Source organism: Cryobacterium sp. TMN-39-2 (assembly GCF_004402745.1).
Lineage (GTDB): Bacteria > Actinomycetota > Actinomycetes > Actinomycetales > Microbacteriaceae > Cryobacterium > Cryobacterium zongtaii.
In genome coordinates, this window is the sequence record NZ_SOFX01000045.1 from 47,697 (window position 1) to 59,605 (window position 11,909).

The 11,909-nt window shown below is 68.1% G+C and carries 13 protein-coding genes; 6 read left to right on the forward strand and 7 right to left on the reverse strand.

Annotated elements, in window-relative coordinates; translation table 11 throughout:
• Positions 1-43: 43 nt before the first annotated feature.
• Together rfbA and E3O57_RS17045 are read right to left on the reverse strand one after the other, a co-directional pair.
• A complete protein-coding gene (gene rfbA / locus E3O57_RS17040) occupies positions 44-910 on the reverse strand; it encodes a glucose-1-phosphate thymidylyltransferase RfbA (protein WP_103461189.1) in 867 nt (288 codons plus the stop codon).
• A gap of 3 nt (positions 911-913) precedes the next feature.
• Complete coding sequence (locus tag E3O57_RS17045) at positions 914-1,522, reverse strand: dTDP-4-dehydrorhamnose 3,5-epimerase family protein (RefSeq protein WP_103461190.1); 609 nt, start codon at positions 1,520-1,522, stop codon at positions 914-916.
• Positions 1,523-1,598: 76 nt separating this feature from the next.
• Here E3O57_RS17045 and rfbB point away from each other — a divergent pair, with 76 nt between their 5' ends.
• From rfbB to E3O57_RS17060, 3 genes are read left to right on the forward strand one after another with little or no spacing between them, the layout of a single operon-like run.
• Entirely contained in the window at positions 1,599-2,585 is a 987-nt protein-coding gene (gene rfbB / locus E3O57_RS17050; protein WP_103478853.1) for a dTDP-glucose 4,6-dehydratase, read from the forward strand.
• 10 nt (positions 2,586-2,595) lie between these two features.
• Positions 2,596-3,450 carry a dTDP-4-dehydrorhamnose reductase gene (gene rfbD, locus E3O57_RS17055; protein WP_103478852.1) on the forward strand — a complete coding sequence of 285 codons (855 nt, stop codon included), beginning with the start codon at positions 2,596-2,598 and terminating at the stop codon, positions 3,448-3,450.
• On the forward strand, positions 3,447-4,592 hold the full coding sequence (locus tag E3O57_RS17060; protein WP_103478851.1) for a glycosyltransferase family 1 protein: 1,146 nt from the start codon (positions 3,447-3,449) through the stop codon (positions 4,590-4,592). The genes rfbD and E3O57_RS17060 overlap by 4 nt, the downstream gene beginning before the upstream one ends.
• A gap of 23 nt (positions 4,593-4,615) precedes the next feature.
• On the opposite strand, the gene E3O57_RS17065 is transcribed toward E3O57_RS17060, so the two are convergent.
• The 3 genes from E3O57_RS17065 to E3O57_RS17075 form a co-directional block, all read right to left on the reverse strand.
• Positions 4,616-5,980, reverse strand: a complete 1,365-nt coding sequence (locus tag E3O57_RS17065; RefSeq protein WP_088455267.1) for an LCP family protein — start codon at positions 5,978-5,980, stop codon at positions 4,616-4,618.
• Positions 5,977-6,444 (reverse strand): 5-(carboxyamino)imidazole ribonucleotide mutase, encoded by a 468-nt coding sequence (gene purE, locus E3O57_RS17070; protein ID WP_088457867.1) that lies wholly within the window; start codon positions 6,442-6,444, stop codon positions 5,977-5,979. Before purE ends, E3O57_RS17065 begins: the two co-directional genes overlap by 4 nt.
• 86 nt (positions 6,445-6,530) lie before the next feature.
• Positions 6,531-7,667 (reverse strand): 5-(carboxyamino)imidazole ribonucleotide synthase, encoded by a 1,137-nt coding sequence (locus E3O57_RS17075; protein ID WP_088455266.1) that lies wholly within the window; start codon positions 7,665-7,667, stop codon positions 6,531-6,533.
• Between the two features lie 139 nt (positions 7,668-7,806).
• Here E3O57_RS17075 and E3O57_RS17080 point away from each other — a divergent pair, with 139 nt between their 5' ends.
• On the forward strand, positions 7,807-8,373 hold the full coding sequence (locus E3O57_RS17080) for a GtrA family protein (protein ID WP_088455265.1): 567 nt from the start codon (positions 7,807-7,809) through the stop codon (positions 8,371-8,373).
• Here the strand turns inward: E3O57_RS17080 and E3O57_RS17085 are convergent.
• Positions 8,332-8,889 (reverse strand): PH domain-containing protein, encoded by a 558-nt coding sequence (locus E3O57_RS17085; RefSeq protein ID WP_241990478.1) that lies wholly within the window; start codon positions 8,887-8,889, stop codon positions 8,332-8,334. The genes E3O57_RS17080 and E3O57_RS17085 overlap by 42 nt on opposite strands.
• A gap of 21 nt (positions 8,890-8,910) precedes the next feature.
• Positions 8,911-9,744: a biotin--[acetyl-CoA-carboxylase] ligase gene (locus E3O57_RS17090; RefSeq protein WP_103478850.1), complete on the reverse strand. Its 834-nt coding sequence runs from the start codon at positions 9,742-9,744 to the stop codon at positions 8,911-8,913.
• A 185-nt stretch (positions 9,745-9,929) separates the two neighbouring features.
• Here E3O57_RS17090 and E3O57_RS17095 point away from each other — a divergent pair, with 185 nt between their 5' ends.
• Positions 9,930-11,465, forward strand: coding sequence for an acyl-CoA carboxylase subunit beta (locus tag E3O57_RS17095; protein WP_088457865.1), 1,536 nt, complete (start codon positions 9,930-9,932; stop codon positions 11,463-11,465).
• A gap of 11 nt (positions 11,466-11,476) precedes the next feature.
• A complete protein-coding gene (locus E3O57_RS17100; protein ID WP_103430341.1) occupies positions 11,477-11,716 on the forward strand; it encodes an acyl-CoA carboxylase epsilon subunit in 240 nt (79 codons plus the stop codon).
• Positions 11,717-11,909: the final 193 nt, after the last annotated feature.

Sequence of the window (11,909 nt, forward strand, 5' to 3'; positions counted from 1 at the left end):
TGGATCGCATCCACGGGGCCTTTGAGGTGATTCGGCGGGCTGGCTAGTCCTTCTTCAGGAGCCCGTTCAGGTAGACGCCGTAACCGCTCTTGGCGAGCGGGGCGGCGAGACGGCTCAGCTGGGCGTCGTCGATCCAGCCGGCGCGCCAGGCGATCTCTTCGATGCAGCCGATCTTGTGGCCCTGTCGGTCTTCGATGACGCGCACGTATTCGGAGGCCTGCATCATCGATTCGAAGGTGCCGGTATCCAGCCAGGCGGTGCCGCGGTCCAGGACCTGCACGTGCAGGTTGCCCTGGTTGAGGTAGCGCTCGTTGACGGTGGAGATCTCCAGCTCGCCGCGGGCGCTGGGTTCGATGGACTTGGCGATCTCGACGACGGAGTTGTCGTAGAAGTACAGCCCGGGCACGGCGTAGTTGCTCTTGGGCTTGGTCGGCTTCTCTTCGATCGACACGGCGGTGAAGTCGTCGTCGAACTCCACGACCCCATAGGAGGTGGGGTTGGACACGTGGTACGCGAAGATCAGGGCGCCGTCGATGTCGGCGTTGTTGCGGAGCGCCGAGCCCAGGCCGGCGCCGTGGAAGATGTTGTCGCCCAACACCAGGGCGACGCTGTCATCGCCGATGAAGTCCTCACCGATGGTGAACGCCTGCGCGAGGCCGTCCGGGGAGGGTTGCACGGCGTATTCGAGGCGGATGCCGAGCTCGCTGCCGTCGCCGAGGAGGGCCTTGAACTGGTCGTTGTACTCGGGGGTGGTGATGATGAGCACCTCGCGGATACCGGCCATCATCAGCGTCGAGAGGGGGTAGTAGATCATCGGCTTGTCGTAGATGGGCATCAACTGCTTGGAGATGCCCTTGGTGATCGGCCAGAGGCGGGTTCCTGAGCCTCCGGCGAGGATGATTCCGCGCATGGTCTAGTTCCCTTCGTTGAGCGACTGGTAGTAGGCGCGGGCGGCGTCCCAGGTGGGCAGCAGTCCGCTCGCGGCGGCCTCGGCGAGGCTGGGTGCGTCGGTGTCTTTCGGCGAGAGCAGCAGCTCTCCGGCCGAGGACGGGAAGATCAGGCCGACCTCGTCATCGAGCGGGTTGATCCCGTGCTCGGCGCCGGCGGTGTAGGTGGAGGAGACCAGGTAGCTCACGGTGGCCTTGTCGGTCAGGGCGACGAAAGCGTGGCCGAGGCCCTCGGAAATGTAGACGGCCTTACGGTCGACGTCGTCCAGCAGTACGGAGTCCCACTGGCCGAAGGTGGGCGAACCGACCCGGATGTCGACGATGAAGTCGATGATCGCACCGTGCGTGGCGGTGACGTACTTGGCCTGGCCCGGCGGGATGTCGGCGAAGTGGATGCCGCGCACGACGCCGCGGCTGGACACGCTGGTGTTGGCCTGACGCAGGTCCAGCGGGTGCCCGACCGCCTCGGACAACTTGTCGAAGCGGTACCACTCGAGGAAGACTCCCCGGTCGTCCCCGAACTGCTTGGGGGTCACCTCGTAGGAATCGGGGACGGAGAGTTCACGAATCTGCACGTTTGCCAGCCTAGCAAGGCGTGTCCAGTAGAATCGCGGAGGCACCTTTACGCAAACGGAATGGTCACGTATATATATGAAGATCCTCGTCACCGGCGGAGCCGGGTTCATCGGCTCGAACTTTGTTCGTCGCACCCTGCAGGACGCTTACTCGGGCCTGGAAGGCGCCGAAGTCGTCGTCCTGGACGCCCTCACCTACTCCGGAAACCTGGAGAACCTGGCCCCCGTGGCCGATTCTGACCGCTACACCTTCGTCGAGGGCGACATCCGCGACGGCGCTCTGCTGGACACCCTGTTCCCGGGCCTGGACGCCGTGGTGCACTTCGCCGCAGAATCCCACGTGGACCGCTCCGTGCGGGACGCCTCGATCTTCGTCGAGACCAACGTGCTCGGCACCCAACAGCTGCTCGACGCGGCACTGCGCAACAACCTGCCCAGGTTCGTGCACGTGTCCACCGACGAGGTCTACGGCTCCATCGCCGAAGGCTCCTGGAACGAAGAGCGCGCCCTCGAGCCCAACTCGCCGTACTCCGCGTCGAAGGCCGGCAGCGACCTGCTCGCCCGCAGCTACCACCGCACCCACGGCCTGAACGTGTCGATCACCCGCTGCTCGAACAACTACGGCCCGTACCACTTCCCCGAGAAGGTCATCCCGCTGTTCGTGACCAACCTCATCGACGACCTGCACGTTCCCCTCTACGGCGAGGGCAACAACATCCGTGACTGGCTGCACGTGGACGACCACACCCGCGCCATCGCGATGGTGCTGGTCTCCGGCCGCGCCGGCGAGATCTACAACATCGGCGGCGGCACCGAGCTGACCAACGTCGAGCTCACCCAGCTGCTGCTGGACGCCACCGGCAAGGACTGGTCCTACGTGGACCGGGTCGCCGACCGTCTCGGCCACGACCTGCGCTACTCCGTGGACATCTCCAAGATCCAGGCCGAACTCGGCTACTCCCCCGAGGTGCCCTTCGAGAAGGGCCTGGCCGACGTGGTGCAGTGGTACCGCGACAACCGCTCCTGGTGGGAACCCCTCAAGGCCCGCGCGGCGTTGAGCTGAGCCTGCTGACATGACCCGTTATCTGATCGCCGGCGCGGCCGGGATGCTCGGCCGCGACCTGCAGGACGCCCTCTCCGACCGTGATGTCACGGCCGTGGACCGCAGCGAGCTGGACATCACCGACCTCGCCGCCGTTCAGAAGGCCGTCACCGGCCACGACGTGATCATCAACACCGCCGCGTACACCGCGGTGGACGCGGCGGAGGAGAACGAGGCCGCCGCGTATGCGGTGAACGCCATCGGCCCGCGCAACCTCGCAATCGCGGCCGCCGCCAGCGGTGCGAAGCTCGTGCAGATCTCCACCGACTACGTCTTCGACGGCACCGGCAGCACGCCGTACCCCGAAGACACCGCGATCGACCCGCTCAACGCGTACGGCCGCACCAAGGCCGCCGGTGAACAGTTCGTGCTCACCGAGAACCCCGCCGGCAGCTACATCGTGCGCACAGCGTGGCTCTATGGCGCACACGGCCCCAACTTCGGCCGCACCATGCTCACCCTCGCCGCGGGCCGGGACACCGTCTCCGTCGTCGCCGACCAGTTCGGCCAACCCACCTGGACCGTCGACCTGGCCCGCCAGATCGTGGCGATGCTCGACGCCGACGCGCCAGCCGGCATCTACCACGGCACCAACGCCGGGCAGACGAACTGGTTCGGGTTCGCCAGGGCCGTGTTCGCCAACGCGGGCCTGGACCCTGACCGGGTGCTGCCCACCGACGGCCGCACGTTCGTGCGTCCGGCCCCACGACCGTCGTACTCGGTACTCGGGCACGACGCCTGGTCCGCTGCCGGCCTGGCCCCGATGCGGCCCTGGACCGAGGCCCTCGAGGACGCCGCGACCCACGGCGCTTTCACCCCGTCATGATCACCCTCCGGGTCATCGTTGACCAGATGGTCTCGCCCGTTCCCGGCGGGCTCGGCCGGTACACCGAGGAACTCACCCGGTCGCTGATCGCCACGGCGCCAACCGACTGTGCGGTCGAAGGCATCGTCTCCGCCACCTCGGCGGAGCACTACGACCAGATCACCGAAGCCTTGCCCGGCCTGGCGGGCCTGCACAAGATGGCGCTGGCGCGCCGCGAACTCGCCGCGGCCTGGCAGCTCGGTGTGGCGACCTCGGCCGGCCGCGGCCTCGTGCACGCCCCCGGCCTGTTCGCTCCGCTGCACCGGCACGACAGAGTCAGGGACGAGACCCAGGTCGCCGTGACGGTGCACGACGTGCTCGCCTGGACGCATCCGGAGTCGTTGACCCCGACCACCGTCTCCCGCACCAAGCTGATGCTCAAACGCGCCCGCAAGCACGCCGACGCCATCGTGGTGCCCAGCCACGCCCTCGCCGACCAGCTCGGCGAGATCATGGACTTCGGCGACAGGGTGCGGGTGATCGGCGGGGCCGTCAGCAGCGGCCTGGTGCTGCCGACGAATTCCGCCGCCGCCGAAGCCATGGCCGTGGCCCTGGGGCTGCCCGACGAGTACATCCTCACCGCCGGCACCCTGGAACCGCGCCGCGCCGTCACCGCCCTCATCACGGCCCTGGGCCGTCCGGGCGCCGCGGAGCTGCCGCTGCTTGTTGTCGGACCGGATTCCTGGGGTGAGCTGACTCTCGCGTCGGTGGCCGACGAGGCCGGCCTCGCTCCCGACCGGGTGCGCGCGCTGGACGGCCTGACCGACCAGCAGCTTGCCCTGGTGATCTCGCGGGCGTCGGTCTTCGTCTACCCCAGCCTCGAGGAGGGCTTCGGCCTGCCGATCATCCAGGCTTTCCACTTCGGCACCCCAGTGATCCACTCGGATGCGCCGGCCCTGGTCGAGGCCGCCGGCGATGCGGGCTTCGTGGTGGAGCGTGACGACCCGGCGGGCTACCCCGATCGGCTCGCCGCCGCCCTGGACCGGGTGCTTGGCGACACCGCCCTCGCCGACAGGTTGCGCATCTTCGGCGGCGACAGGGCCAGGGCGTTCAGCTGGCGGGACACCGCCGAACGCGTCTGGCAGTTGCACGCCGACCTCTGAGCCCATCGGGCCCGATCAACGGCTCAGGGCGCGGGGGTCTCCGTGACCGGGTTCAGCGCGGCGTCGATCAGGCCGGCGATGTAGTCGTAGTCGGGGTCTGTCGGGTCCACGTTGTTGGCCGGCACCAGTTCGACGGCGCCCACCGGGAGTTCCTTGGTCTTGGCCGCGAGGCGGGTGAAGTAGCCGAGCATGCCCTGGGGCACGTCGGTCTTGACGACCTCCTGGCCGGCCTGGGCCACACCCTGGAACTTGGTGAGGACGTTGCCCGGGTTGAACTGCTGCAGGATCGCCTCCTGCAGAACCCGCTGGCGGGACATCCGGTCGTAGTCGCTGGTGCCGTGCCTGGCTCGGCCGTACCACAGGGCGGTGAAACCGTCCATGTGCTGCGGACCGGCCTCCACCCAGCCTTCCACGTCGCTGAGGTCGTCTTCCTGACCGCCGATGGGCAGCCGCTCCGCCACGGTGATGTCCACGCCGCCGAGGGCGTCGATGAGCTGGGAGAAGCCCTGCATGTCGATGAGCACGTAGTACTGGATGGTCAGCCCGGTGACGCCGCTGGCGGCGTCACGCATGGCCTCGATGCCGGGTTCGCTGCCCTCGGCCACCGCGTTGGGGTACATCTCCGGGCTCTTGAGCTCCACCTCGGTGTAGATCGAGTTGAGCTGGCAGACGTCCACGTCGCAGACGCCGTCGTAGCCGTAGCCGTCCGGGTACGAGGCGTACAGGGGGGAATCCTCCGGGAACGGCACGTACTCGAGGTCGCGAGGGATCCCGATGATGTCGGCCTTGCCGGTCTCGGCGTCGATGCTGACCACCGAGGTGCTGTCCGGGCGCATGCCCAACCGGTCGGAACCGGCGTCGCCGCCGAGCAGCATGATGTTGTACCGGCCGTCGACCGGCGGCTCCGACGGGCCGGCCGCGAACACCGACGACAGGAACCCGCTGGCCGTCGTGGCCACGTAGGCGCCGTAGGAGGCGGTTCCGGCCACAGTGACCATCACCACCGTCGCCAGTCCGGCGATGAACGGCCGGGCCTTGGGCCGGGCCTTCACGAGGCGGGTCAACCGGATGGTGTCGAAGGTCAGGACCACCCAGACCAGGGCGTAGAACACCATCACGATGGCGAGGATCCACAGTCCGATCGAGTTGGTGGCCACGGTGAGCAGGATCTCGGGGTTCAGCGCGTAGACGATGCCGGCGATCACGCCGAGGCCGAGCAGACTCAGGCTGGCGCGCAGTCCGAACCGGCCGAGGCCGCGGCTTCCCGCGAGTACCTGGGCGGAGCCGGGCAGAAGGATGTTGAGGACCACGAGCCACCAGGCCCGGCGGGTCATGACCTGCCTGGAGCCGGAATTCGGGTGCCGGATCGGGCTGCTGGCGCTCGTCATAGTTTCGCTTGCAGGGCCGTGTTCTTCTGCTCCACCTGCTCGGCCAGCTGGTCGGCGTAGCCTTGCAGCTTGAGGCGCAGCGCGTCATCCGCCGTCGCCAGGATCTTGATGGCGATCAGGGCCGCGTTGCGCGCGCCGCCGATCGAGACCGTCGCGACGGGAACGCCGGCCGGCATCTGCACGATCGAGAGCAGTGAGTCCAGGCCGTCCAGGCGGCCCAGCGGCACCGGAACTCCCACGACGGGAAGCGTGGTGACCGCGGCGAGCATGCCCGGCAGGTGTGCGGCGCCGCCGGCGCCGGCGATGATCACCTTGAGGCCGCGGCCCCAGGCTTCGGCGCCGTAGCGCATCATCTTTTCCGGCGTGCGGTGCGCTGAGACCACCTGCACCTCGTGGGCGACACCGAATTCGGCCAGCATGGCCGCGGCGTCGCTCATGACGTTCCAGTCGGAGTCCGACCCCATGACGACGCCGACGAGCGCGGCTGAGGAGGGGGCGGACTCGGGGGCGGGAGTCGCGAGGTTGTCTGGCACGGTGACGATCTTAGGCTTTAGTCCTGAAAATATGCCGCAGTGGCACGCGCCTGGTAGCTGACTGAGTCCAGATCGGGCCCGGATGCCGTGACGTGGCCGATCTTGCGTCCGGGGCGGGGGTCCTTGCCGTAGTTGTGCACCTTGACCGTCGGCTGCTCGGCGAACGCGGCCGGGTACCGGGCCGCCATGCTTCCTTCGGCGGGGCCGCCGAGGACGTTGACCATCACCGACCAGGGGTCCCGGAGCGCCGTGTCGCCCAGCGGCAGGTCGAGCACTGCTCGCAGGTGCTGTTCGAACTGACTCGTGGTGGAGCCGTCGATCGACCAGTGACCGCTGTTGTGCGGCCGCATCGCGAGCTCGTTGACCAGCAACCGGCCGTCGGTGGTTTCGAAGAGTTCCACGGCGAGCACCCCGGTGACACCGATGCCCTCGGCGACCCGCTCGGCGATGTCGGCGGCGAGCGCGCTGAGCCGGCCAGCCGACTTCGGTGCCGGCGCGATGACCTCGGCGCAGACGCCGTTCTGCTGCACGGTCTCGACGACGGGCCAGATCGCGATCTCACCGGACGGGCGTCGCGCGACGACCTGGGCGAGTTCGCGGCGGAAGTCGACGAGCTCCTCGACCAGCAGGTCGCCGCCGTTGGCGTCTTCGGCGAGCGCGAGGAACCAGTCGTCGGCCTCGTGGGCGTGGGACACCACGCGCACCCCCTTGCCGTCGTAGCCGCCCCTGGCTGTCTTTACGACGGCCCGGCCACCGTGATCGGCCAGGAACTGCGCCAGAGCGTCCGCGTCGGCCACCCGCGCCCAGTCGGGGACGGGCAGGCCCAGCTCGGTCAGGCGTTCCCGCATGAGCAGCTTGTCCTGGGCGTAGAGCAACGCGTCGGGTCCGGGGTGCACGCTGATGCCCCGGTTCACCAGTTCGCGGAGGATCACCTGCGGAACGTGTTCGTGGTCGAAGGTCACCACGTCGACGGTCTCGGCGAAGGCGAGGACAGTGGCCAGGTCGCGGTAGTCCCCCACCGACACCGCGGCGAGGTGCGCGGACATTCCGTCGGCCTCGGCCAGGACCCGGAGGTCGAGGCCGAGGTTCACCGCGGCGGGGATCATCATGCGGGCCAATTGGCCTCCGCCGATCACACCAACGATCGTTCTCATTTGTTCACCAATTTCTGTGCGACCGTTCATCCGAGGGGCCGGGAACTCCCAGGATGAGGAATATGCCGGGACGTAGACTGCGAGAGAAGCGCGTTTTCTCGCTACACGTTCCATTTTCACCTATCGGCCGGACGGATGCATGTCGAGAACAACCTTCAGCAGGTACCGGGTGCTGGCGTTCGCGACCCAGCTCGCGAAGTTCGGCATGGTCGGACTCGTCGGCTTCGCGGTGGACATCACAGTGTTCAATCTGCTGCGGGCCACCGTCTTCTCCCCAGAGGCCCTCGCCTCCGGCCCGATCTGGGCGAAGGTCGTCTCGACGGTCCTCGCCATCCTGGCCAACTGGGTCGGCAACCGGTACTGGACCTTCTCGAAGGACCGCCGGTCACAGACCCTGCGTGAGGGCCTGGAGTTCTTCGCGGTCAGCCTCGTCGGTATGGGAATCGGGCTGGCCTGCCTGTGGGTGAGCCACTACGTTCTCGGCTACACCAGCGTCATCGCCGACAACATCTCCTCGAACGTGATCGGCCTGCTGCTCGGAGCCGTCTTCCGCTTCACCCTGTACAGGTATTGGGTCTTCTCACCGTCCCGCCGGGACGCGACTGCGGTGCCCACCGGCACGGCGGCCACCGGTCCGGTGACCACCAGCACGGCAGCGCTGCGGCTACAGTCCCGCGCGGAGGCCGAATTCGTCACCGAGCGCTGACTGCTCCTGCCGGCGCGAGGCCATCACGCTCTGTGACTGCTCCATCAGGTCCTGCAGCACCTGCTGCACGAGGTCGGCGTCGGGCACGTCCCGCAGCGACAACGGATGTTCCAGCCCCGAATTGATCCGCACCGTCCCGGACCGAAACAGCGACTGCAGCCAGTTCTTGCGCACGGTGACGTCGTAGCCCCTGCTGTGCAGAAGTTCCTGCCGCTCGTGCACGAAGATGCCGTGCACGAAGATGATCCGGCGGCTGGTCACCGTGTACCGCCGGGTGAGCCAGGACACCAGCGGCAACAACCACAGCAGCACGACGACCAGGCCGGCGCCGACCAGGAGCATCACGTTCTGCCACGGCTCGGCCAGGCTTCCGGAGTAGTAGCCGGTCACGCCGCACGCGCCGATCAGGAACAGGGTGGGCCAGAACAGCGCCCTGGCGTGCGAGCGGAGCCGGGCGATGACCACCTCTGGCGCCGTCGTCGGCACGCCGGGCATCACTTGCGCTGGGTTGGTCATATACCCATTAATACCTCAGATTCAGTACCGCAGATGGGTCACGTCCCCCGCGGCGACGGCCTGTAGTTCGCCGTTCGTCTGGTCTTCCACGATCAGCCGGCCGTCCCCGTCCAGCCCGACAGCGGTGCCCACCAGGTCCTGCCCACCGGGCAGTTCGACGCGCACCGCGGCGCCCAGGGTGCCGCACAGGGCGGACACCTCGGCGTGCAGGCCGCTGGCCACGGGGTCCGCCCCGGCGGCGAGGAAGTTCGCGGTGAGGCTCCGCAGCGCGTCCAGGTACGCGGCGAGCACCTCGTCGGCGTTCGGGATGCTGCCGGTGACGAGCATCAGCGAGGTGGACGTGAGGGTGGGCAGGTCGTGCTCGTCCAGGCTCAGGTTCAGTCCGGTGCCGACGCACAGGCCGCTGGCATCCGGCAACAGCTCCGAAAGGATGCCGGAGACCTTGTAGCCGTCGATGAGCACGTCGTTGGGCCACTTCAGCGTCACCTCGTGCCGGGGTGCGTCCTCGTCGCCGGGCGGCGGCGCCGCGGCCTGCACGACCGAACGCACGGCCTGGGTCATGGCCGCACCGGCGAGCAGGGGAAACCAGCCGTACCGGTTCGGCGGCAGCGGGCCGCTCTCCAGCCGCGGTCGCAGCAGCACCGAGATGGCCAGCGATTTGCCGCTGGGCGCCAGCCAGGTGCGGCCGAGCCGTCCGCGGCCGCTGGTCTGGTTGTCGGTGACGATGACCGACAGGTCGGGCCAGGCCGACGCATCAGGGCCCGTGGCCCGGGTCACCAGCACATCGTTGGTGGAGCCGGCCTCGTCGAGGTACTCGAACCGTGCCCCGATGCCGCGGCTGATCGGAAATTCCATGCTGACGCCTCTTCTCACACCCCGCGGGGATCATAACTCCTGCAATTCTGCCCAGGTTTGGTGGGGCACCGGGCCGACACGCTCTGGGGGCGGTGCGGGGTGAGGCCGGTAGAGTGAACGGCGTGACTGAGAACCCGACCGGACCCGACCTGTACACGACGGCTGGCAAGCTCGCCGACCTCAAGATGCGCTACCACGAAGCCGTGACCGCGAGCGGCGAGGCCGCCATCGAGAAGCAGCACGCCAAGGGCAAGATGACCGCCCGCGAACGGGTGGCCGAGCTGCTGGATCCGGGCTCGTTCGTCGAACTCGACGAATTCGTGCGGCACCGCACCGTCGCGTTCGGCATGGAGAAGAAGCGCCCGTACGGCGACTCCGTCGTCACCGGCACCGGCACCATCCACGGCCGTCAGGTGGCCGTGTACTCGCAGGACTTCACGATCTTCGGCGGTTCGCTCGGCGAGGTGGCCGGCGAGAAGATCATCAAGGTGATGGACCTGGCTCTCAAGACCGGGGTGCCCATCATCGGCATCCTCGACTCCGGCGGAGCGCGCATCCAGGAGGGTGTCGTGGCGCTGGGCAAGTACGGCGAGATCTTCCGCCGCAACACCGCCGCATCCGGCGTGATCCCGCAGATCTCGATCATCTGCGGGCCGGCGGCCGGCGGCGCCGTGTACTCCCCCGCCCTGACCGACTTCGTGATCATGGTCGACAAGACCAGCCAGATGTTCGTCACCGGCCCCGACGTGATCAAGACCGTCACGGGCGAAGACGTGGGCATGGAGGAGCTCGGCGGCGCGCTGACCCACAACACCATCTCCGGTGTGGCGCACTACCTGGCCAGCGACGAGTCCGACGCCCTCGATTACGCGCGCACCCTGCTCGGCTTCCTGCCGGACAACAACCTCGCCGAGCTGCCCGTCTTCGACAGCGAGGTCGAACTCGAGACCACGGATTCCGATCTCAAGCTCAACACGCTGATCCCCGATTCGCCCAACCAGCCGTACGACGTGAAGACCGTCATCGAGCACATCGTCGACCACGGCGACTTCCTCGAGACCCAGCCGTTGTTCGCGCCGAACATCGTGGTGGGCTTCGCCCGCATCGAGGGCCGCAGCGTCGGCATCGTCGCCAACCAGCCCAACGCGATGGCCGGCACCCTCAACATCCAGGCCGGTGAGAAGGCCGCCAGGTTCGTCAGGTTCTGCGACGCGTTCTCGATCCCGATCCTCACCCTCGTCGACGTTCCCGGCTTCCTGCCAGGCACCGACCAGGAATGGACCGGCGTGATCCGTCGAGGCGCGAAGCTGCTCTACGCGTACGCGGAGGCCACGGTGCCGCTGGTCACCGTGATCCTGCGCAAGGCCTACGGCGGCGCCTACATCGTGATGGGCTCCAAGCAGCTCGGCGCCGACATCAACCTGGCCTGGCCGACCGCGGAGATTGCGGTCATGGGCGGCCAGGGCGCCGTGAACATCCTCTACCGTTCCGAGATCAAGAAGGCCGAAGCGGCCAACGAGGATGTCGCTGCCGTCCGCAGCCGGCTCGCCAACGAGTACACCTACAACGTGGCCAGCCCGTTCCTCGCCGCCGAACGCGGCGAGCTCGACGGGATCATCGAACCGTCCGCGACGCGGGTCTCCGTCGTCAAGGCGTTGCGGGCGCTGCGCACCAAGCGCGCCAGCCTGCCCGCCAAGAAGCACGGGAACATCCCGCTGTAGGCGGCGCTGCCATGACAGTCTCAGAGAACCCCGCCGGCTTCGACCCGGCCGAGCTCACCTTCGTCACGACGGGGGTCTCCGAACAGGAGGCCGCCGCGGTGACCGCCGTCCTGCGGGCCCTGCTGCGCGCCGAGTCGGACAACCTGCGGGCCACGCCGAACGGCCCCGCGAGCCCCTGGCAGGACAGCCAGCGGGCCATCAGGGCGCCGCTGCCGCGGGGCGACGAGCGCTGGCGGGGCTTCACGGCCTGAGCCGGTTGACGCCGCACCTCGGTTGTCCCCCTAAATGACGACTTTTCAGGGGATCGCCGGGTCGGCACTATTGGTATTGCTGGGTGTTGCTCTCGGGCAACACGACCAATCATTCGCCGACTAGGGTAAGCAGGCGAATGTGTTGGGGGCGCGTCTAGGCGACATTCGGGTTGTCGCCCTGACACGGAAATGT